Source organism: Terriglobus sp. 2YAB30_2, assembly GCF_052114765.1.
In the GTDB taxonomy this organism is placed as follows: domain Bacteria; phylum Acidobacteriota; class Terriglobia; order Terriglobales; family Acidobacteriaceae; genus Terriglobus.
In genome coordinates this window covers 178461-200255 of sequence record NZ_JBFRFJ010000010.1, presented here as the reverse complement: position 1 = coordinate 200255, position 21795 = coordinate 178461, and the positions used below count along the sequence as shown (strand labels likewise).

Genomic DNA, 21795 nt, shown 5'->3' with positions numbered 1-21795 from the left:
ACTCCAGCCCACCGCCCGGCGGTAGCAAACTGCGGTGTAAAAACCGCCTGAACTTTTGCCTCAAGTATAAAGCAAGCGCCCGCCCGGCTGCCCCATTCCCGCTACACTGGAAACAGCATATCCGCCATGGTCGAGACCTCAGAATCCTTGCTTGAGACCCTGATCGCCCCCGGACGCACTGTATTGTGTGACGGTGCGATGGGCACCATGTTGTACGCCCGCGGTGTCTTTATCAACCGCTGCTACGACGAGTTGAACCTCTCCCAGCCTGACCTGATCCGCTCCATTCACGAGGAGTATCTCCATGCCGGCGCGGAGATGATTGAAACCAACACCTTTGGCGCCAATGCCATCCGGCTGGCGCGCTATGGCCTGGCTGACAAGGTTTCCGCCATTAACCATGCCGGTGTCGCCCTGGCCCGCAAAGCGGCCCAGCACTCCGAGGAGAAGACGGCCACCCATGCCTACGTCGCGGGCGCCATCGGCCCCCTGGGAGCCCGTCTGGCCCCCGCGGGCACCATCACAGTACAGCAGGCGCACGATGCCTTTGCCGAGCAGATCGCAGCCCTGGCTGCCGCAGGCGCCGATCTTCTGATCGCCGAGACCTTCCCCTCGGTTGCCGAAGCGGAGATTGTGGTGCGCGCCGCCCGGGATATTGCTCCCCATCTGCCGATCTTCGTCATGGTGACGGTCGACGACAACGGCAACACCCTTGACGGCACCACCGCCGAGGAAACGGCGACCCGTCTGACCATCGCCGGCGCTAACGCTGTGGGCTGCAACTGCAGCTCCGGACCGCACGCCGTTCTGGACGTGATTGAGCGCATGCGCGCCGTCACCCATCTTCCGCTGGCGGCGATGCCCAATGCCGGTCTGCCGCGCGCCGTCGACGGCCGCAACATCTACCTGACCTCGCCTGAATATATGGCCAGCTTCGCCCGCAAGTTCGCCAAGGCGGGAGCGACCTTCATCGGCGGATGCTGCGGCACCACGCCGAACCACATCAAGGCGATGCGCTCCGCCCTGCGCGCGATCGACGCCCAGGTGACCGCCAAAGCCGACGTCACCGATGAGACCCAGGCAGCCGTCCAGCCGCCGGCCTTCGGCCAACGCTCCAAGCTCGCCGGCCTGCTTGCCAACCGCCAGTTCGTATCCATGGTGGAGATTGTGCCGCCGCTCGGCGTCAACTGCCAGAAGGAGCTGGACGGGGCAAAGAAGCTCGCCGACCTGGGCGTGCACGTCATCAACGTGCCGGACTCTCCCCGCGCCTCCGCGCGTATGTCTGCGCAGTCGCTGTGCGTTCAGATCCAGCACACGATCGGCATCGAGACCCTGATCCACGTCACCTGCCGTGACCGCAACCTGCTGGCGATCCAGTCAGACATGCTGGGCGCCTCCTCCATCGGGCTGAAGAATGTGCTCTGCTTGACGGGCGACCCGCCCAAGCTGGGGAACTATCCGGATGCGACCGCTGTCTTCGACGTGGATGCGATCGGCCTGGTAAACATCCTCCGCAACCTGAACCACGGCCTCGACCTGGGCAAAAACCCGATCGGTGAGTCCGCTGCCTTCGCCATCGGCGTCGCCGCCAATCCCGGCGTGCCGGACGTGGACAACGAAGTTCACCGCTTTGCGCTCAAGGTGGAAGCAGGCGCGGAGTACGCCATCACGCAGCCAGTCTTCGACATGCGTCTGCTGGAGACCTTCCTTCGTCGCGTCGAGCAGTTCCGCATCCCGGTCATCGCCGGCATCTGGCCGCTGACCTCGCTGCGCAACGCCGAGTTCATGAAGAACGACCTTCGCGTCGCCGTACCGGACGAGATTATGTTCCGCATGCACAAGGCAGGCGAGGTCTCAGCCGACCATGCACGCGCCGAAGGCATCAAAATCGCGCAAGAGATGCTGGCCCACACGCGGCCCCAGGTCGAGGGCGTACAGGTCTCGGCCCCCTTCGGCAAGTACACCGCAGCCGCACAGGTGCTGGAAGTGCTGGGATAGAGTATTTTCCCTGTAGGTGTAGTGTAGGGTTTCCGCATCTATGGGCGTTTTCCGCAATGAAAACGCCGCTGTACGCCTCTTCCGGGATACCCGGTAACAGGGAAAATGCTCTAAACGAGGAAGACGATGCCGACCTTTGAAGAGAATCTGAAAGCGCTGGAAACGGTGGTGGAACAGTTGGAGCGGGGCGACCTGCCGCTGGAAGACTCCGTCAAGCTCTTCGAGCAGGGCATGGCGCTCTCTGCCGCATGCAAACAGGACCTGGAGGCAGCCGAAGGCAAGCTGCAGGTCCTGATGAAACAGCAGAACGGCAAGATGGAAGCCAAGGATCTGAACCTGGAATAAAGAGGCTTCGTCCCCACCCGGCAAGATAAGCGCCATGCCGTGGATATACCCTAGTTCCATGCCTACTCAGGACGAGCTCAAGCTTCTCGCCGCCAAACGCGCACTCGACTTTATTGAACCCGGCATGGTCGTTGGCCTGGGCTCCGGCTCTACCGCTACCCTGTTCATCAAGCTGCTGGGCGAAAAAGTGCAGCAGGGCCTGAAGATCCGCGGCATCGCATCGTCCGAAGACTCTGCGAAGCTGGGAGCATCCCTGGGTATCCCTGTTATCGGCTTCACGGAAGCGACCGAGACCGATGTCACCGTCGATGGCGCCGACGAGGTCGCTCCCGGTCTGGCCTTGATCAAAGGCGGAGGCGGCAAGCTGCTGCGCGAAAAGATCGTCGCCTCCGCTTCGAAGAAATTCATCATCGTGGCTGACTCGTCAAAGGTCGTAAAGAAGCTGGGCAAATTCAAACTGCCGATCGAGGTTATTCCCATGGCGGAGCCTCTGGTTTCGGAGCGTCTGCGTGCGCTGGGTTACCCCAGCAGCATCCGTCAGGCCAAGGACGGCAGCGGCAACTACATCACTGACGAGGGCAATCTCATCCTCGACTGCGACCCGACGCAGATCGACGATCCTGCGGCTCTGGCAGCGCAGTTGGACACGATGGTCGGGGTCGTCGAACACGGCCTGTTCCTCGGCATGGCAAGCCTCGTACTGGTCGCCGGCGAAGACGCCATCACCGAGTACACACCGGAGACCAAGTTCTAAGACTTCCCATGCACCGGGTGCCCATCCATCGCAAAATCGGGGTCCCCGACGAACTTGTTCGTTGGGGTGATAACGCGATGGGTGGGACGTTCGCGCTTTGCGCGAATCCTTGTTTGCCCTCAGGAGCTGAAAAGCCCCTTTCTCTCGATGGCACGATACGGGACGGGCTGAAGCCGTCCCCTTAAGCGCAAGACATTCGCGCTTCCGCGCGAACCATATCCCCTAAACAAAGAGGGATGGCAGTCAAGCCATCCCTCCGTAATCACCAACCGGCAACTGGCAACTGTTAACTGGCAACTGGCCTTTCACTCACCCGCCCCACAACCACCGTTCCCTCGAGCAACGGCTTCATGGTCACGTGCCACGTCACGCCAGCCTCGTCTCGCACTACTTCCAACACCGGGACCTCCAGCTTCGCTCCGCTGCGCGCGGTGGCCTCCAACACGCCCGTCGCTCCCGGTGTGAACTCCGTGTGGCTAAGCGAGATCTGCCATACAGACCGACCCTGCTGCCGCGATGCCTCGCGGATATCTGTCACTTCTGCTTCGAACATTACTTCGCCAACGCGCTGCGCAGCGCCTCCACTTCCACCTTGCTGCCGATAGCCAGCGGTGTGCGCTGGTGGATCGCTTCGGGCTTAATGTCGAGGATGCGATCGATACCATTGGTCGCCATGCCGCCCGCCTGCTCCGCGATGAACGCCAGCGGATTAGCCTCATACATCAGCCGCAGCTTGCCAGTGGGAACCTTGGTCGTCGGCGGATAGAAGAAGATACCGCCCTTCAGCAGTGTGCGATGGAAGTCCGCCACCAGCGAACCGATGTAGCGCGAGCCATGCTTCTCACCGATCTTGCCGGCACGCATGTCATGCACGAACTGTGTGTACTCAGGTGCCGACTCTTCGAGATTCGCTTCGTTGACCGAGTAGTACGGCCCGGACTCCGGCATACGCATGTTCTCCCAGCTCAGGAGGAATGCACCGATCGTCTGGTCGAGCGTGAACCCGTGTACGCCGTGTCCTGTGGTGTAGACCAGAATTGTCGACGGCCCATACAGCACATAGCCGGCGGCCACCTGCTTGATGCCCTGCTGCAACACCGAGGTATTCACATCGCCCCACTGCGGACGGCGGAAGACGGAGAAGATCGTGCCGACGTTTACATTGACGTCGATGTTCGACGAGCCATCCAGAGGATCAAAGACGATGATGTACTTTCCGGTTTCACCATCGCGATTGAAGACCACGGGCTCATCGTCTTCTTCGCTCACCAGTGCGGCCACGCTGTCACGCAGACCGAGGCAATGCTCCATCGCGCGGTTGGCGTAGACATCGAGCTTCTGCTGCTGCTCGCCCTGCACATTCGTCTGTCCGTAGGCCCCGAGGATGTCGCTCAATCCGGCGGAGCGGATCTTGGCTTCGATCATCTTTGCCGCAAGCGTGACGCCCGAGAGCAGCCATGAGAAGGTTCCCGTCGCGTCGGGAAAGTTCTTCTGCTGCTGCAGAATATGCTGCTGGACCGTGGTGATCATCGACTGCTGCTGAGCCATGTTTGTTTTTATCCCTTTCCCCCATGCTAGAGCATTTCTCCTGTAGGTGTAGTGCGGGGCTGATGCATCTATGGGCGTTTTCCTCAATGAAAACGCCGCTGCACGTTCCTCGCGGGATACCCAGCAACAGGAGAAATGCTCTGAAGGCTGGGGCGTGCCCCAGTGCGTAGATAACACGCCCTATGTTCTAACTTGCCGCTACAATCTCAGTCATCATGAATCGCAGAAATTTCCTTCTCTCCTCGGCTGGAGTTGCGGCCGCTGGTCTTGTTGAAGCGCCGTTATTCGCACAGGGACGTGGCAGTGCGCAGATGCCCAACGGTCCACTGCCGCCTGCGATTGCCGCGCTGACCAATCGCGTATCAGGCGTGAAGCCTATCGCCATTGCAGAACGCGAGGAACGCTGTAACCGTGCGCAAACATTGATGGCGAAGGACAAGATTGACGCCATCGTCATCACCAGCGGCACTTCCCTGGTCTATTTCACAGGCATGCGCGGCGGCAATTCAGAGCGGCTCTTCGCATGGGTACTTCCCGTCAAAGGTCCGGCCTTTATCATCTGCCCGGTCTTCGAAGAAGAGCGTATGCGCGAGCTCACCGGCAATGTCCCCGGAGGCGACAAGGTTCGCTTTTATACCTGGGACGAGCACGAGAATCCCTATGCGCTGCTTGGAAAAGGCTTGAAAGAGGCGGGTCTGGCGACCGGAAACATCGGTGTGGAAGAGCAGACAAAGTTCGCCTTCTCGGACGGTTTTGCCCACGCCCTGCCTGCGGCAAAGATCGTCTCCGCAACGCCCGTGACTGCAGGTTGCCGTGGAGTGAAGTCAGCTCATGAACTGGAACTGATGAAGCTGGCCAACAACATTACCTGGCATGTCTACGAAGCGGCATGGAAATCACTCACCCCTGGTATGACCACACGCGACGCGTCCGCGCTGATCTCAGCCGCCTATATGAAGTGCGGTGTCTCCGGATTTGCCTCGGTGGAAGTAGACGAGTTCTCCGCTCTGCCGCACGGCTCCATCAAACCGCAGACGCTGAAGGAAGGCTCCATCGTGATGATCGACGACGGGTGCACGGTTGAGGGCTATCAGTCTGATATCACCCGCACCTTTGTGCTCGGCGGCAAAGCGACCGACAAGCAGAAGCAGGTCTTCGAGATCGTACGCAAAGCCCAGGCCGCCGCACTCGCCGCAGCAAAGCCCGGCGCGCCCTGCGAAGCAGTCGATATTGCCGCACGCAAAGTGATCACTGACGCCGGCTACGGCCCCGACTATAAGTTCTTCACCCACCGCCTGGGTCACGGCATCGGTATGGACGGCCACGAGTGGCCGTACCTTGTACGCGGCAATAAACAGCCGCTGGCGATCGGAAATACCTTCTCCGATGAGCCGGGCGTCTACATCCGCGGTGAGTTCGGCGTGCGTCTGGAAGATGACTGGGTAATGACAGAGAACGGCGGCGAGATGTTCACGCCAACCAGCAAATCAATCGAAGAACCCTTCGCCATCTGAATGAAGGCATGTACTGGGTGCCCCATTCACGCGACAGCGTGAGTGGGACATTCGGGGTCCCCGGCGAACTCCGTTCGCTGGGGTGAACCATTCGAGCAACGCTCGAACCGCCTTTTTTGTTTGTCATTTCGTAGCTCCGGGGTCCCCGACCAGCTTGCTGGTTGGGGTGGTCGACCAAAGGGAGCGGAGAAATCTGCTTTTCGCCCTTCACAAAAACGGTTCGCGCTTTTGCGCGAATACCCAGGTCCCCTAGGGACCTGGGCACCCAGTGTTTACTGCTCCCGAATGTGTCGCTTACTCATAACCCTTATGCTGCCAGGCGGCCTCAAGCAACGGCGCGGCGCATACGCGATTACGACCTTCAGCCTTAGCCGCGTAGAGCGCCGTATCCGCGGCAAGCAATAGCCGGCGGCGATCAATCCCTTCGACATTCTGGGCGGAAGCGACACCGCAACTCACCGTCGTCCACAACCCAAGCTCCGGTTGCGGCACAGGGTGAGACGGAGCGGGAGAACCGGCCATCTTGATCAGTTGCCGTATGCGCTCCGCCACCTTCATCGCGGACTCAAGGGTCGCTCCCGGCAGTAGGAGAACAAACTCCTCGCCGCCGTAGCGGGCTGCAAAGTCATCTTTACCTCGCAGCGCCTGCTGGATCAACAAGGCCACGCGCTTGATCACTTCATCGCCGTACAGATGTCCCTGCGTATCGTTCACGATCTTGAAGTGATCGATGTCGATCATGACCGCGGAGATCGGCTGGCGCGTCTGTGCCGCGTGACCCCACAGTACTTCGAACTCCTTCTCGAAGGCAGAACGGTTCGCAAGCTGCGTCATCGGATCGTGAGTAGAGATCAGCTCTAGCTCACGATTGGCTTCGCTGAGCTCTACACGCTTCAACTCATTGCTCCGCAACAGCAGATAGGAGAGCCGTTCCTCACGCTCCAGGCTGTAGTTCGCAATCAGGATGAATACACCGCCCCAAAAGACCAGGCCTCCCATGTGCACCTTTTCGATCGGCTGCAGAAAGGGATCTTTCACAAGGAAGGCAATCGACGTGAGATTGCAGAAGAGCATGGATGCAATTGCGTAGTTGAAACGCAGCCGCATCACGATATTGGTCACCAGCAGGATCAGCATCAGGCTGACGGATGCATGCGTCGAGATCTGATCGGAGACGTGCCAGTAAAGGATCACGGCACAAGTGGCGGCAACGCCCGCAAGCACAACGATAGAGCCTTCCCGAACGCGGGCGGATGGCTCTCGCCGGAGTACGCCATAGATCAGCAAAGCGACTGGCGTAAAGATACAGGTGCGCAGGAAAACCGCCAGCCAGATGCGCTGCGGCATCGCCTGATAATCGCCGATCAGAAACAGGTTGTAGATCAGAATGATGAGCAGGCCGTCCCGGCTCATCCGCAGCGCGCGCAGAGCTCCTACCGCGCCCTCGAACCGCTCTTCCAGCTCCCTGGGAAAACGCAGGGGGGCAAAACGCCCGGCTTTCAGACGGGCGATCTGCCGATCCAGCAGCAACTCCTGCGCATTGGCGGTATTCCGTACCACGGTACTTTCCACCGTAGACGTATATCGGCATCAATCCCATCACCCATTAGTGGAGTTTTCATTACGTTGGAGTAACGGCGCCTACCGCGAAGAGGCTAGGGCGTGTCATCAAACGCCTCAGGGATATCGACAAATTCGGGTACCCATACTCTGGGTGCCCCATCCATTGCATCGCAATGGGTGGGAAATTCGGGGTCCCCGGCGAACTTGGCTCGTTGGGGTGAACTATTCGAGTGAAGCTCGAACCGGGTGGGAGCATAGGGCCCCCGGCCAGCTTCGCTGGCTGGGGTAAAGGCGTGGGCTTCTTGAGCAATTCTCCTAATACTGTGGTGTTGGATACATCCGCGAATGCCGTTTTCTTTGCGGAAAACGGCGCAAATAGCCAGAACTTCGCTCTACACCTTTAGGAGAATTGCTCTAGCCCACGGTTTATAGGCTCAACATAGAAGCGGGCTGAAGCCGCTGAACACCCCAGCCAGCAAGCTTGCCGGGGGCCCGCTGCTCCCACAGTTTCAGCGTGCTCTGGACTACTCCCCTAAATTTCCATCGCGTACTGCCCTGAGACAAAGCCCGGAGGCGTCGGCTTTGGCTCCGCCGCCAGATCGAGGATCAGCCGCTCCAGCACCAGCCGCTTATCCGGCGGGCTGGAACGCAGCTCCAGGTCGGCCCTGGCAATAAGACGCAGAGCGCGCGTCAGCTCACGGCGTGTCTTATAGCGGCGTGCCTGCCGGATAAGATCTTCCGCCGCAAACGGAGGCATGCGGAACCCCTGCCACAGGGCCTGCCAGATAGCACGCGTATCGCGCACGTTCTTCTCCAGAATGATCAGCATCTGGCGGAAGGTACGCGCCAGCATGTAGAGGTGTCCGATCGCCGAGTCTTCCCCGCCGTCCGACGCATTCAACAGGCCATGCAGCAGCGCTAATGCTGCGGCGCGGTCATGGCGAGAGATCGCGTCGGTCAGCTCGTACAGCGAGCGCTGCTTGGCGGCGAGCACCTGGGTCTCGACATCGCCCAGCGTGATGCGGCCCTTGCCCAGGGTGTAGAGCAACAGCTTCTCCACCTCGGAGGCGATCAGCATCATGTCCGCACCGAGCGCATCCACCAACTCGCGGGCAGCATCCTGCTCAAAGTTCGCCTGCTGCTGGGCGGCATACTCAGTCACCCAGCGCACGGCATCGCCCTCGTCCACGCGGCCCATCTCCACCACACCGCACCAGTCGCCCAGCGTCTCGCGGATGCGATCGAACCGCTCCTTCTCCTGATAGTCCATGCGCCGCAGATCGGCGGGAATGCGGAGGTGATCCGCGACAAAGAGGATCAGCGCCTGCGGATTGGCAACGCGGAAGTAGGCGTCGATCGCGGCAAACTCGTCTTTCTTTGCGCCGCGGGTATAGAGGTTCTTCAGATTGCGGATGAAGATGACCTGGAAGGGCGCCATCAGCGACGGTGTTCGCGCAATATCCAGAGCGTCGAAGATCGAGGTCTCTGCCAGGTCCAGATCATGCAGGCAGAAGTCACGCAGATCGCCGGGCACAAACTGAGCCAGCACGGCCTTACGAGCCCGTTCCAACAGGAACAGCTCATCGCCGACGAGAACATATCCGGGCTTCGGGTTCGGGGAAGCGATCTCCGCCTGAAACCGGTCCACGGATGCAAAGCTGCGCAAAGCTGCCATTACCTTGATTTTCAACGGCTACGGCGTGTTAACGGCAGTGGAAATCAGGGGACGAATCCAAAGAAGAACATACTTTGAGCCTTGACCGACGCGGCGTGCACAAAGGATTGTGCAATCCACAGGGCCCTCGGATAACTGGATACCCTTACTGGCGGTCCAAGTCGTCTCCGACTACGCACCATTCAACAATTCAACGATTCAACCATTCAACTTCTTTTAGAAGCTCTCCACCATGTCGCTGACCAACGCCTGGGCAAAGTTCCGTGCCAGCCGCTGGACGGCCGGACTGTCTTCCTGGATGAAGGCACCCAGGTCCTGTGTCGACTGATACTGCTCCCGGAAGCTGAAGCCGTTGTTCTTGTACAGAACCCGTCCGTCCGGCGCGGTCAGCTCCACCTTGGCCACAATCGTGATCAGGTAACTGGAGGTTTGTCCGCTGGTGGAGTCATACGTTAGCGGAGCAATGGTCTGAGAGGTGATGGTTCCGGTCAACAGAGCGTCACTGTTCTCCGGCTTCTCATCAGACGTGACTACATAGCGGGTGCGATTGTTGAGCGCGTGCACCACGGCCTGCGTAAAAGCTACTTCGGTGTGATAGCTCTGCGTATTGTTCTTGAAGATGGGGACCGCGAGTGTACGCACGCCCGCCGGAATATGCGTAGCCTGCCCCGCACGGTGATAGCCACAACCAGTTGCTGCCAGCAAAACAGAGAGAAAGACGAACCGCTTCATCGCATGTTCAGTGTACGCAGAATCAAAGGTACCCCACTCTTTTTACTTGCCACTTCGGAGCGCTGAAGGCGCGTTCTATATCAGCCTGGGGCAACGCCCCAGGTAGCGAGTCCACAAAGAGTTGGAGGGCTGAAGGCCCGTTCTATATTCATGCAGTCTTGCGTTCTTGAAACGTCTCGATACCGCCGCGCACTTAACTCGCAGCCCACAGCTCGCTTGGCAGAGCACACTATGACAAAATTCGATCTCACGCTAGCTATAGGGCAGGCCTACAGACGCTGCAGATGCGTGTCTTTGAAGTGCGTAGGGTACTTCAATCCATAGCCCAGCAGGCGGTCAAAGCCAATATGGCTGATCCAGATCAGCGCAATCGCCAAAGCTCGCGGATGGTGCGCCCAGGCAGCCACGATAGCAAGCAGAACAGGCAGCACCTCCGTGTGAAAGAAGTTGTACGCCGCCGCTCCAATGCGAGCGCCCGCTGCAAAACCGATCATCGAAAGATCCGGCACAAGGAAGAGCAGACCGAAGAGCAGCCAGCTTGCATGGATCTGTTGGTAGAAGAACAGGGCAGCCGCAAAGACGGCGGCACCTTCGAGATGCAACAGAACTCGGGGACGCGTCAGCATGCCTTCACGCTAAACGAAAAGGCCACCCGGAAGGGTGGCCTTTCGATTTCCTGTATCAGGAATTTATGCGGGGCTAGGACGGCTGTCGCCAAAGCCAGGAGCGCGGCCGCTCTCAGGCTTCAGGACCTTCTGCGTATCCGCAGTGTTCGAGTCCGCGTGGGCCAGAGCCGACTTCGACGGAGGCAGATCCTTGCCTTCGATGATGAGGCGGATCTCCTGTGCGTCGATCGTCTCACGCTCCAGCAGGGCTTGCGCCATGCGGTGCATGATGTCCTGGTTGTTCTCCAGGATCGAGTAAGCCGACTTGTAACCCGCATCGACGAAGTTACGAACCTCACCGTCGATCTGCCTGGCCGTATCGTCAGAGAAATCGCGGTGCTGTGCGATCTCGCGGCCGAGGAAGATCTGCTCTTCCTTCTTGCCGAAAGTCAACGGGCCAAGATTCGACATACCGTACTCGCAGACCATGCGGCGAGCCAGATCAGAGGAACGCTCGATGTCATTACCGGCGCCGGTGGTCATCTTCTTGAGGAAGATCTCCTCGGCGCAGCGGCCGCCCATCAGGATGGCAAGCTGCGTCTCCAGGTAGTCCTTGGTGACGGTGTGCCTGTCTTCCTCAGGAATCTGCATGGTCACACCCAGAGCCATACCGCGCGGGATGATGGTGACCTTGTGCAGCGGGTCAGCATTCTCGCGCATGGCGGCAACCAGGGCGTGGCCGGCTTCGTGATAGGCCGTGACCTTCTTCTCTTCGTCGGTCAGCAGCATCGACTTGCGCTCGGCGCCCATCAGGACCTTGTCCTTGGCAACTTCAAAGTCGTACATGTGTACGGCCTTACGGTTGTTGCGGGCAGCGATCAGGGCAGCTTCATTGACCATATTGGCAAGGTCGGCGCCGGAGAAGCCCGGTGTCCCGCGAGCCAGAATGTTCAGGTCAACGTCCTCAGCCAGAGGAACCTTCTTGGAGTGAACGCGGAGCACTTCCTCGCGGCCACGGACATCCGGACGGCCCACGATCACGCGGCGGTCGAAACGGCCGGGACGCAGCAGCGCCGGGTCAAGAACATCAGGACGGTTGGTGGCAGCCACCAGGATCACGCCGTCGTTGGACTCAAAGCCGTCCATCTCGACGAGAAGCTGGTTCAGTGTCTGCTCACGCTCATCGTGTCCGCCGCCCAGGCCAGCGCCGCGGTGACGGCCGACAGCGTCGATCTCGTCGATGAAGATGATGCAGGGAGCGTTCTTCTTGCCCTGTTCGAAGAGGTCGCGAACGCGGCTGGCGCCCACACCGACGAACATCTCAACGAAGTCCGAACCGGAGATCGAGAAGAACGGAACATTGGCCTCGCCGGCGACTGCGCGCGCCAGCAGGGTCTTACCGGTTCCCGGAGGTCCGACGAGGAGCACGCCCTTGGGGATACGGCCACCCAGGCGCTGGAACTTCTGCGCCTCGCGCAGGAACTCGATGATCTCCTTCAGCTCTTCCTTGGCCTCGTCCACGCCGGCAACGTCCTTGAACGTCACCTTCTTCTGCTGCATGCTCAGCAGACGGGCACGGCTCTTGCCAAAGCTGAGGGCTTTGTTGCCGCCGGACTGCATCTGGCGCAGGAGGAAGAACCACAAACTCAGAATCAGCGCGAAGGGAGCGATCTGGATCAACAGGCCAAGCCATGCATTCGACTGCTGATCCTTCACCGTAATGGCGACACCGTGATCACGCAGCGACTTGTACATGTCCGGATAGTTGGCCGGAATGGTGGTATGGAACTGGTCCTTGTTGTCTCGGTAATGTCCGGTCACTTCCGTGCCGTTGACCACTACGTCAGAGATCTTGCCTTGTTCGGCATCGTTCAACAACTGACTCAGGGAGATGGTTGTGTCATGTCCGATGCCTGTTCCCTTGACCACGAACTGCCACAGAATCACGAGGCAGGTGATCATGAATACCCAGATCAGGACGGTTTTAACAGTTGAATTCAAATCCGGTTCCTCTTTCCGGCTGCTTCGCCTGGAAGCTAAACCAGCCGGCACGTTTCGCAGAAACGTCCCTGCAATGGTTTAGACGCCACCCAGGGGCGGAAGGTGCTCCCGGGAAAAGCGTTCGCGCTGGTGTTTTTGATTCTACTCCCAGCATTAACGATTCCGCCGCCACTTTCAGGGGAAGTTTCTGCAACTTCGGTCGGAGGTAACGATGTTCAAATCCGGGACAGTTGCAGCTCCCGGGCGGTTCTGCGGGCCCGTAAACCACCCTGTAGGTGAAGCTGGGCCCCAGGCTTGGCCGAGACGGTGGGATCCGGCGTCCACCCCTCCCCCGCCAGACCGCACATCGCCAGCAATTTTGCCGTCTCCACGAAGCTGAGCCGGCACCCAAGCCCGGCTGCTGCCCCCCGCAGCACCCGTCGCCGCGCCGCCACCGAAAGCGGCCGCAGCCGCTCAATCTCCATAGCGACCGCCCTGGCGCCGGGAGCCGTCTCCGAACTGCGGCCCCCGCCCCGGACCGGCGTCCCGGGCAGCACCAGCCCCGGCAACAGCCTCGCCAGCTCTCCAGCCCAGAACTCCTCCTCGGCACGGGCCAGCTCCGCTACCTGAGCCAGAGCTGGCGTGATCTGCGGGTTGAACTGCCGCAGCAGCGGCATCAGCTCATGCCGGACACGGTTGCGGGTCAGATCGAGGGACCGGTTGGTCGAATCCTCCCGCCACTCCTGGCCCCGCGACCGCAAATACGCCTCCACCTCCGCCCGGGAGACGGCAAGCATAGGACGAACAATCCTTGGCCCGAGCTGGGATCCCATCTGGGGCGCCTCGCCCGCGACCACCGGCGAAATGGCCCCCAGCCCTTCCGTCCAGGCGCCGCGCAGCAGCTTCATCAGCACCGTCTCCGCCTGGTCATCCTGGGTATGGGCGGTAGCGACGGCATCGGCGTCCAGACGCGCGAAGACCTGGTATCGCAGAGTGCGGGCGGCCTCCTCGACGGACTCCTTTTCCTGCTCCACCCGCGCTGGGACATCGACCCGTTCCACGGTCACCGGAATCTCGAGGCGCTCGCAGAGCTGCTGCACAAAGGCCGCATCGGCCTCTCCTTCTTCTCCGCGAATCCCATGCTCCACATGCACAACGCTGAGGCCGATGCCCAGGTCCGCTCTCCGGTCAGCCAGGGCAAGCAGCAACGCCACCGAGTCTGCCCCGCCCGAGACGCCGACGGCGACGCGGTCACCCACCCGGAAAAGACTGCCGTTCAAATTCAGTGCACCTTGAGCCATCGTTCCATTATCAATACGTTATGTTCCATACACGTCCTGCCACGCCAGCCGACGCCGCCCTTATCGCCGAACACCGCCAGCGCATGTTCGCTGACTCCGGCCAGGGAGATGAAGCCGTCCGTGCCACGGTGCGCGCCAACTTTGAACCCTGGGTCAGGCCGCGGCTCGAGTCTGGCGAATACACCGGATGGATCGTCGAACTCGATGGCCGTCCCATTGCCGGCGCGGGAATCTGGTGGATGCAGTGGCCGCCGCACTTCTTAGACCCAGTACCGCTGCGCCCTTACCTGCTCAATGTCTTCGTGGATCCGGCGCACCGCGGCCATGGTCTGGCGCGGAAACTGGTCGAACTTGCCATTGAAGCCTCACGGAGCCGCGGCTGCCGCCTGCTCTCGCTCCATGCCTCACGCATGGGAAAACCCATCTACGAAAAGATGGGCTTCAGCGGAACAACGGAGATGATGCTTCACTTGTAAATCGCCTAAATCACCACAAGACTCGATATCCCACCCATCGCGTATCGGGGTCCCCCACGAACTTCGTTCGTTGGGGTGAGTAGCGATGGATGGGGCACTCAGTGCATAGGCTCCCACCGGAATCGATAGCCCCTAATGCTTCAAATAAAACTCAGCCAGCTCCAAATCCCCAGGTTGCGTGATCTTGAAATTGCGGTGTGATCCCGCGACCACAGCGACCTCCATCCCTGCACGCTCAAGCACGCTCGCCTCATCGGTTCCGCTAAAGCCATCCGCATTGGCCTCCGCAAACGCCCTCCGCAACCGAGCGGCGGTGGCGCCCTGCGGCGTCTGTGCCTGCACAATCAGCTCACGCGGAATGGTGCTGGTGATAATCGCTCCGTCGGCGGTACGCTCCACCTGCTTGATGGTGTCGATGGCGGGTACGCCGACAATCGCCGCTCCGTGCTTCTGAATCGCCGCAATAGTGCGTTCGATGGTGTGTCCGTCGATCAGCGGACGCACAGCATCGTGCACCAGCACAATGTCATCATCAGCACAATCCAGCGCAGCCAAGGCATTGGCTACCGATCCCTGGCGGTTTTCTCCGCCTTCAACCACACGCACGCGGCCGTTGAGACCTGCCGCGGCAACCTGCTGGTGGACACGCTTCATCTCCTGCGGCCGCACCGCGACCAGAATCTCAGTGACCGCCGCAACTCCGGCGAAGGTCTTAAGGCTGTGAATCAGGATCGGCTGGCCGCCCAGCTCGAGAAACTGTTTGGGAGCGGAAGCGCCTGCCGCCGCCATGCGCGTGCCGATTCCGGCCGCTGGAAGAATGACAAAGACTCGCATATATCAGGACGCGAGTATATCGCGTCCGCCCGGTGCATTTATGCTGGTGCTTGCATGCGAATTGGTTACGGCTTCGATTCTCACGCCTTTAAACCCGGCGTTCCCCTCATCATCGGCGGTCTGCCGATTGACTCTCCGGAAGGCCTGGCCGGGCACTCGGATGGTGACGTACTGTTGCACGCCATCACGGATGCCCTGCTTGGAGCAGTCTCCGCCGGAGATATCGGCACCTTCTTCCCTCCGAGCGATGCGCGCTGGAAAGGCGCGGCCTCTGACATCTTCCTGCGCACCGCGCTGGAAGAGGTAGCTGCTGCCGGCTATCGCATCGTGAACATCGACACCGTGCTGGTGCTGGCCAAACCGAAGATCGTTCCCATCGCCGGAGACATGCGCGCCCGCGTCGCCGAACTGCTCGGCGTCTCGCCCCGTGACGTCGGCATCAAGGCCAAGACACCTGAGGGTCTGAACCAGGATGGAGTCGCCGTGGCCCACGCGACCGTTCTCCTGGAAGAGATCAAGACCCCCGAAGGCAAACTGGCCATCGCTGTGGAAGATGATGTCGACGCCGCCGTGAAGAACCTTGTGGACGGCATCGAAGTCCACGACACCCGCGCCCTGGGCCGTAAACCGGCCTTCGATACCGACGATCTGACTTAGTCTTTGTCTAGTATTCAAACGAAGGGCGTCCCGCGGGACGCCCTTCGTTTTTTCATTGGCAGACCGCCGGAAAGCATCTACAGTGGCTCACATCTTCAGGAAAGCGAGTTGAGCTGGCATGAATTCTGGTAATCCCGATCCATCCGCAATCATCGCTCTTATGGCGCCCGTGATCCTTATGTGCTGGATCATCGGCGCGGCCATCATCGTCGTTCCCTTCTGGCAGATCTTCAAGAAAGCCGGCATGGCGCCTGCGCTTTCGTTTCTGATGGTGGTGCCGCTGGCGAACCTTGTGATGCTGTATGTCCTGGCCTTCTCACAGTGGAAGACTCCAGTTGTTCCGGTATACGCAACAGCCGGATATCCGCCACCACCGCCACCGTCGCCCTATGAGGCTCCGCCGCAAGCCTGATTGCCGTGAAAAGATCAGCTTCGAAGGTCATAACATCCATACAGGAGAACAATTCAAAAATGGGTGAGCTTTTCGCTCCAACTCATCTCATCGTCCTCTTCTTTTTCGGCTCCTTGGTAATAGTTCCCTTCTGGCAGATCTTCAGGAAGTGCGGCTTCCCGCCAGCGCTCAGCCTTCTGATGATCGTCCCACTGGTTAATCTGGGGCTTCTCTTCGTGATTGCCTTCGGGAGAGGAAATCCACCACGGCAGTCCGTTTAGGCCAGGACGTCAAATCCGGGAACGGGCGGAATCTCCGCTAGAATCAGAGATTGGTTCTGATATCCAGCATGACTGATTCCGCCCGCCCTACTCGCGTCCGTATTGCTCCTTCGCCCACCGGCGATCCCCACGTCGGCACCGCCTACATTGGCCTGCTGAACTACATCTTTGCGCGCCAGCGCGGGGGACAGTTCATCCTGCGCATTGAAGATACGGACCGCACCCGTTTTGTCCCCACCTCCGAGCAGATGATCTTCGACTCGCTGCGCTGGCTGGGGCTGGACTGGAATGAGGGTCCGGATGTCGGCGGCCCCCACGGCCCCTACCGCCAGTCGGAGCGCACCGAGATCTATCGGGAGCACGTGCAGACGCTGCTCAACAACGGCACCGCCTACCGCTGCTTCTGTACCCCCGAGGAGCTGGAAGCCAAGCGCAAGGCCCAGATGGCCGCCAAGGTCGCACCCAAGTACGACCGCACCTGCAAGTACCTGCCGAAGGAGACCGTCGAGGCGAATATCGCCGCCGGTAAGACCTTCACCATTCGCATGGCCGTGCCGGAAGATGGTTCCACCACCTTCCGCGATGAGCTGCGCGGCGAGATTGTCATCGACCACAACAACGTCGATGACCAGGTGCTGCTGAAGTCCGACGGCTTCCCCACCTATCACCTGGCAAACGTCGTTGACGACCACCTGATGCAGATCACTGACGTGATCCGCGCCGAGGAGTGGATCAGCTCCACGCCGAAGCACGTGCTGCTCTATGCTTCCTTCGGTTGGGAGCGGCCTAAGTTCTGGCACATGCCGCTGCTGCGCAATGTCGACAAGTCGAAGATCTCCAAACGCAAGAATCCGGTTTCGCTGATCTACTATCGCGAGTCCGGCTTCCTGCCGCAGGCCATGATCAACTTCCTGGGCCTGATGGGCGGCGGCATGCCGACTCTCAATCCCGTGGAAGCCGCCAACGCCGGCAACACCAAAGAGATCGATATCTTCTCGCTGACGCAGATGGTGGAGAAGTTTGAGTTCCCGCGCATCTCCCTCGGCGGCCCCGTCTTTGATCTGGTGAAACTGAAGTGGCTGAACGGCGAATACCTCCGCGCCCTTCCGCAGGAAGAGTTCGTCGCTGTGCTGAAGCAGACAATCCTCTCCGACAGCTACATCCGAGCCATCGCGCCGCTGGTGCAGACGCGTATGGAGACGCTGGGACAGTGGGGTGACCTGACCGACTTCTTCTTCCGCGACATCGTCGCTCCGCCCGCCGATGTGTGGATTCCGAAGAAGCGCACGCCGGAAGAGACTCTCGCCTTCGCCGCGGAGATGCTTACTGCGCTGGAAGGAACGGACTGGACGACGGAAGCGATCGATGCAGCACTGCGCGCACTGCTGACCGCAAAGGAGTGGTCTGTCAAAGAAGCCTTCATGCTGCTGCGCGCCATCCTCACCGGAAGTGCACAGTCGCCGCCGCTGCTGGAGTCGCTGGTGGTCTTCGGCAAAGCCCGCAGCATCGACCGCATCCGGCGCTTCATCGATAACCAGAAGAAGGCAGCCGCCAATACAAAGAAATAAGAAAAGCCCGGCAACCGCCGGGCTTTCTATTTCTTTGTTGTCATCCTGAGCGTAAGCGAAGGACCCGCTTTATTGCCGCCACATTGCCCTCAGCGGCTAAAGCCGCGGCCTTCGCGGGCTCTGGGCGGCACGGCTGAAGCCGTGCCCTTAAACAAGACCATCCTGTGAAGTTGATCGCGGTGGCTGATGGCGAATAAAACCCGATGGAGAGTTTCGATGCATTGCTCATTGCCGGCCCCGCAAAACCGTTGCGCGTAGCGCAACCATTTCGCGCTGCAGGCGCGAATGCCTTGCTTAAGCGCACGGCTTCAGCCGTGCGATATCAAGGCCAGATGAGAGCGGCTTTAGCCGCTGAGGGCAATTTATTGGACTTCGCTACGAAATGACAGAAGACCCGACTTACTTCGCAGTGACCTCAATCTCCACCGGAAGCTTCTTCGGCGGATAGCAGGCGGCGTTGTCGCAGGCCTGGTAGCTGAGCACGCCCTTCACCGTATACGTTCCCGCCGCTGCCGCGGTGAGATGCGTCTTCAACGTCAGGTCGCCGGTATAGACATCCAGCTTCTCCTGCGGACTGAACGAGAAGCTGTACTCATGCCCCGCCGGATAGTCGATCGCACCCAGCTTGACGCCGGTGGCCGGCTCCAGCTTCAGCACGGTAGGAATCAGCAACTCGCTCTTCGGTGTATGCGAGTTCATGTGATAGCCGTCGAGCACCTTGAAGTGCAGTTCCACCACCGCAGCCTTCTTCGCCGCAATCGACGCAGGCTCGGCGGCGTAGGTCACGAAGCTCTTCGGCACAGGGCCGTTCATCTGTGCAGAAGCGAGTCCCGCAGCGAATACAGGTACAACCAGCAGGTTCAGCAGACGCTTCATGGTTACATGGCTCCCGTTGCAGCAATGGTCTTTTTGATCTTGGTTTCGATGTCGTCCTTGCTTCCCAGCCCGGCCGACTGCTCGACGATGGTGCCGTTGCCGGCGATGTAAAAGCTCATGGGCAGGATCGCGAAGTCGCCATAGGCCTTATCCGCTTTGTGATCGGTCAGCAGGATGGGATAGGTCACACCCAGCTTGTTTGCGGCTTTGGCAATCGCTTCCTTCGGCTCATCCTCATCTTCAGAGATGCCAAGAATCGTGAATCCCTGATCCGCATACTTCTTGCGGAGCTCTTCGAACCAGGGCATCTCCAGCTTGCAGGGCGCACACCAGGTGGCCCAGAAGTTCACCAGCACCGGCTTGCCCTTGTAATCGCTGAGCGAGACCTTCTTGCCCTCGAGCGTGGTCAGCGTGAAAGCCGGCGCAGGTTTACCCCGCAGATCCAGATCTCCTACGAAGCTGTCTGCGCTCACACTCGGCGTGGGAGGCGCCTCTCCCTCTTTCACCAGGGCCAGCTCCGGCGCCTGCTTTGCTTTCTCTGCCGCCAGACGGCGTGCGCGCAGGTTCTGCACCCCCGCCCACACCAGCGCCGCCACCAGCAACGCAAGGACGCCGAGTACTGCCAGATTCCGCTTCACGATTGAAGTCTCCTACCCTCCAGTGTACCGGCAGAGCTCTCAGTCATGCCTGCCGGTGTAGCATCTGGTTGGACTGATGGAAACCGCAAACAGCATCACCCCCTCCGATCTGGTGCGCATTGAAGCCGCTGCGCTGGAGAGCCTAGCCTCACGCCTGGACGGCTCCATGCACCAGGCCTTTCACGACGCCGCCACGCGGCTGGCCGCCTGTGCCAACAATCGTCAGCGCGTCGTGGTCACCGGCATGGGCAAGAGCGGACTCATCGCGCAGAAGATTGCCGCAACCCTGAACTCCACCGGCACCCCGGCACAGTTCCTGCATCCCGCGGAGGCCATCCACGGAGACCTCGGCATGCTTACCCGCGGAGACCTGGTGCTGGCGCTCTCCTACTCCGGTCAGACCGAAGAGATTCTGCGCCTGCTGGAGTTGCTGAAGCGGCTGGGCGATGCCCTCATCACCATGACCGGCGAACCGCAGTCGACGCTCGCCCAGGCAAGCGATGTTGTTCTGGACTGCTCCGTTTCCCGTGAGGCCTGCACGTTGAACCTCGCACCGACAGCCTCCACCACCGTGATGCTCGCACTCGGAGATGCGCTCGCCATTGAGGTGGCGCGGCAACGCGGGTTCCGCAGCGAAGATTTCGCACAGCTTCATCCCGGCGGCAAGCTGGGCAAACGGCTGCGGCTGGTCTCGCAGCTCATGCATGCAGGCGACAACATTCCCATCGTCGCGCCCTCCACCCCCATGCCGGAGGTCATCCATGAGATGAGCCGTAAGCGGCTCGGCATCACCACGGTGGCGGAAGACGGCAGACTGCTCGGCATTATCTCGGATGGCGACCTGCGCCGCCTGCTGGAACGGGAGCAGGCGCAGGCACTCTCCCGCACCGCCGTAGAGGTGATGAACACGGCGCCCCAGACCATCGCTCCGGATGCCCTGGCCTCGTCCGCCCTGGCTGTGATGGAAGAACGAAAGATTACCTCGCTGGTGGTTGTCACCAAAGACAGCCATCTGCAGGGAGTTCTACACCTTCACGACCTCTGGGGCCTGGAACTGGTTTAGGAGTGTCGACAGATTCGGGATAACCCATGCACCGGCTGCCCCATGTCCCTCGGGGACATGGGCCCGTCTTTCACTTTCCTGTGCACTTTTACCAATCTTTCTGAACCAACGTTAGGGTTACAGAAATACGATCGCGCGAAGCGCGATACCCCACCCTTCGCGATAAAACCGCGAAGAATGGGGCAGCAAGAGTCTACTGCTTCCGGATCTGCCGAGCGCCCTAAGCCTTCTTCAGAGCCGCCGGCCGAAACCGTTCCGTCGCCGTACGGAGCGTGTGATAGCACTCACACGCTGCCTTCTCCAGCTCAACGCGATCCTTGATGCGGATCTTGCCGCGGGTGTACTCCATCAGTCCGGCTCGTTGCAGATCGCCCGCCGCAATCGTCACGGTCGACCGGCGCGCACCCAGCATCTGTGACAGATACTCTTGCGTCAGCCGAAGCGAATTCGATTGCATGCGGTCAGAAGCTGTCAGCAGCCAGCGCGCCAGGCGCTGTTCGACAGAGTGGATGCGGTTGCAGACCACGTTCTGGCCCATCTGCACCATCTTGAGGTATGCCGCCTGGTGTACAGCATGGAGCAGCGCCGGATCGCGGCGCACCTCCTCACGCATCATTGCGGAACGGATGCGCAGAGCCGAACCCTCGCCCCGGACAGTAGCCAGGTGGGGCCCAACAGGCTGATCGATCAGCGGACCGACATTGATCAGGCTTTCGTGACCGATCGTGGCCACCTCGACCGAATCGCCCGACTCAGTAAGCACGCTCAGTGAGACGAATCCGCTCAACGGAAAATACACAAACTCCGTCGGCTTCTCCGGTTCTGCAAGTGTCATACCCACCTGTAACTCCACTTGCGTGAAATGCCGTTGCAGTGCGGCATAGGTGGCTTCCGGGAGTTGTAGCAAAATCCAGTTCAGGGGCCGTTGATTCATGGTCCCCGTCGTTTCCAGTCCATTCATCGTGGGGTTCCTTACACAACACAGAGCACGACGAA

21 protein-coding genes are annotated in these 21795 nt (G+C 60.2%); 9 read left to right on the top strand and 12 right to left on the bottom strand.

Going from position 1 to position 21795, the window contains the following annotated elements:
• Window positions 1-126: 126 nt before the first annotated feature.
• The 3 genes from AB4Y89_RS16285 (at window position 127) to rpiA (ending at window position 3097) form a co-directional block, all read left to right on the top strand.
• Complete coding sequence (locus AB4Y89_RS16285) at window positions 127-1998, top strand: bifunctional homocysteine S-methyltransferase/methylenetetrahydrofolate reductase (RefSeq protein WP_442301995.1); 1872 nt, start codon at window positions 127-129, stop codon at window positions 1996-1998.
• 126 nt (window positions 1999-2124) lie between these two features.
• Window positions 2125-2343 (top strand): exodeoxyribonuclease VII small subunit, encoded by a 219-nt coding sequence (gene xseB / locus AB4Y89_RS16280; protein ID WP_147650145.1) that lies wholly within the window; start codon window positions 2125-2127, stop codon window positions 2341-2343.
• A gap of 58 nt (window positions 2344-2401) precedes the next feature.
• Window positions 2402-3097: a ribose-5-phosphate isomerase RpiA gene (rpiA, locus tag AB4Y89_RS16275; protein ID WP_442301994.1), complete on the top strand. Its 696-nt coding sequence runs from the start codon at window positions 2402-2404 to the stop codon at window positions 3095-3097.
• A gap of 286 nt (window positions 3098-3383) precedes the next feature.
• Here rpiA and AB4Y89_RS16270 read toward each other — a convergent pair whose 3' ends face one another.
• Window positions 3384-3650: a hypothetical protein gene (locus AB4Y89_RS16270; RefSeq protein WP_442301993.1), complete on the bottom strand. Its 267-nt coding sequence runs from the start codon at window positions 3648-3650 to the stop codon at window positions 3384-3386.
• Complete coding sequence (fbp, locus tag AB4Y89_RS16265) at window positions 3650-4645, bottom strand: class 1 fructose-bisphosphatase (RefSeq protein WP_442301992.1); 996 nt, start codon at window positions 4643-4645, stop codon at window positions 3650-3652. The genes AB4Y89_RS16270 and fbp overlap by 1 nt, the downstream gene beginning before the upstream one ends.
• A gap of 215 nt (window positions 4646-4860) precedes the next feature.
• Here fbp and AB4Y89_RS16260 point away from each other — a divergent pair, with 215 nt between their 5' ends.
• Window positions 4861-6159: a M24 family metallopeptidase gene (locus AB4Y89_RS16260; protein WP_442301991.1), complete on the top strand. Its 1299-nt coding sequence runs from the start codon at window positions 4861-4863 to the stop codon at window positions 6157-6159.
• A gap of 294 nt (window positions 6160-6453) precedes the next feature.
• Here AB4Y89_RS16260 and AB4Y89_RS16255 read toward each other — a convergent pair whose 3' ends face one another.
• From AB4Y89_RS16255 to tilS, 6 genes are all read right to left on the bottom strand, one after another.
• Window positions 6454-7719: a GGDEF domain-containing protein gene (locus tag AB4Y89_RS16255; RefSeq protein WP_442301990.1), complete on the bottom strand. Its 1266-nt coding sequence runs from the start codon at window positions 7717-7719 to the stop codon at window positions 6454-6456.
• A gap of 535 nt (window positions 7720-8254) precedes the next feature.
• Entirely contained in the window at window positions 8255-9397 is a 1143-nt protein-coding gene (holA, locus tag AB4Y89_RS16250) for a DNA polymerase III subunit delta (protein ID WP_442301989.1), read from the bottom strand.
• Between the two features lie 216 nt (window positions 9398-9613).
• Window positions 9614-10129: an LPS assembly lipoprotein LptE gene (lptE, locus tag AB4Y89_RS16245; protein ID WP_442301988.1), complete on the bottom strand. Its 516-nt coding sequence runs from the start codon at window positions 10127-10129 to the stop codon at window positions 9614-9616.
• 269 nt (window positions 10130-10398) lie between these two features.
• Complete coding sequence (locus AB4Y89_RS16240) at window positions 10399-10755, bottom strand: DUF4260 domain-containing protein (protein WP_442301987.1); 357 nt, start codon at window positions 10753-10755, stop codon at window positions 10399-10401.
• A gap of 63 nt (window positions 10756-10818) precedes the next feature.
• Window positions 10819-12735 carry an ATP-dependent zinc metalloprotease FtsH gene (gene ftsH / locus AB4Y89_RS16235; RefSeq protein WP_442301986.1) on the bottom strand — a complete coding sequence of 639 codons (1917 nt, stop codon included), beginning with the start codon at window positions 12733-12735 and terminating at the stop codon, window positions 10819-10821.
• A gap of 215 nt (window positions 12736-12950) precedes the next feature.
• Window positions 12951-14015, bottom strand: a complete 1065-nt coding sequence (gene tilS, locus AB4Y89_RS16230; RefSeq protein ID WP_442301985.1) for a tRNA lysidine(34) synthetase TilS — start codon at window positions 14013-14015, stop codon at window positions 12951-12953.
• Window positions 14016-14035: 20 nt separating this feature from the next.
• Here tilS and AB4Y89_RS16225 point away from each other — a divergent pair, with 20 nt between their 5' ends.
• A complete protein-coding gene (locus tag AB4Y89_RS16225; RefSeq protein WP_442301984.1) occupies window positions 14036-14491 on the top strand; it encodes a GNAT family N-acetyltransferase in 456 nt (151 codons plus the stop codon).
• Between the two features lie 132 nt (window positions 14492-14623).
• On the opposite strand, the gene ispD is transcribed toward AB4Y89_RS16225, so the two are convergent.
• Window positions 14624-15325: a 2-C-methyl-D-erythritol 4-phosphate cytidylyltransferase gene (ispD, locus tag AB4Y89_RS16220; RefSeq protein ID WP_442301983.1), complete on the bottom strand. Its 702-nt coding sequence runs from the start codon at window positions 15323-15325 to the stop codon at window positions 14624-14626.
• A 54-nt stretch (window positions 15326-15379) separates the two neighbouring features.
• On the opposite strand from ispD, the gene ispF reads away from it, so the two are divergent.
• The 3 genes from ispF to gltX all read left to right on the top strand — a co-directional run bounded on the left by ispF (window position 15380) and on the right by gltX (window position 18222).
• Complete coding sequence (gene ispF / locus AB4Y89_RS16215) at window positions 15380-15982, top strand: 2-C-methyl-D-erythritol 2,4-cyclodiphosphate synthase (protein WP_442301982.1); 603 nt, start codon at window positions 15380-15382, stop codon at window positions 15980-15982.
• Window positions 15983-16100: 118 nt separating this feature from the next.
• Window positions 16101-16394: a hypothetical protein gene (locus AB4Y89_RS16210; RefSeq protein WP_442301981.1), complete on the top strand. Its 294-nt coding sequence runs from the start codon at window positions 16101-16103 to the stop codon at window positions 16392-16394.
• Window positions 16395-16722: 328 nt separating this feature from the next.
• Window positions 16723-18222: a glutamate--tRNA ligase gene (gene gltX / locus AB4Y89_RS16205; RefSeq protein WP_442301980.1), complete on the top strand. Its 1500-nt coding sequence runs from the start codon at window positions 16723-16725 to the stop codon at window positions 18220-18222.
• 399 nt (window positions 18223-18621) lie between these two features.
• On the opposite strand, the gene AB4Y89_RS16200 is transcribed toward gltX, so the two are convergent.
• Together AB4Y89_RS16200 and AB4Y89_RS16195 are read right to left on the bottom strand one after the other, a co-directional pair.
• Window positions 18622-19098: a protein-disulfide reductase DsbD N-terminal domain-containing protein gene (locus AB4Y89_RS16200; protein ID WP_442301979.1), complete on the bottom strand. Its 477-nt coding sequence runs from the start codon at window positions 19096-19098 to the stop codon at window positions 18622-18624.
• A 2-nt stretch (window positions 19099-19100) separates the two neighbouring features.
• Window positions 19101-19736: a TlpA disulfide reductase family protein gene (locus tag AB4Y89_RS16195; RefSeq protein WP_442301978.1), complete on the bottom strand. Its 636-nt coding sequence runs from the start codon at window positions 19734-19736 to the stop codon at window positions 19101-19103.
• Between the two features lie 76 nt (window positions 19737-19812).
• Between AB4Y89_RS16195 and AB4Y89_RS16190 the strand changes: the two genes are divergently transcribed.
• Complete coding sequence (locus AB4Y89_RS16190; protein ID WP_442301977.1) at window positions 19813-20799, top strand: KpsF/GutQ family sugar-phosphate isomerase; 987 nt, start codon at window positions 19813-19815, stop codon at window positions 20797-20799.
• 220 nt (window positions 20800-21019) lie between these two features.
• Here AB4Y89_RS16190 and AB4Y89_RS16185 read toward each other — a convergent pair whose 3' ends face one another.
• On the bottom strand, window positions 21020-21760 hold the full coding sequence (locus AB4Y89_RS16185) for a Crp/Fnr family transcriptional regulator (protein WP_442301976.1): 741 nt from the start codon (window positions 21758-21760) through the stop codon (window positions 21020-21022).
• Window positions 21761-21795 lie beyond the last annotated feature (35 nt).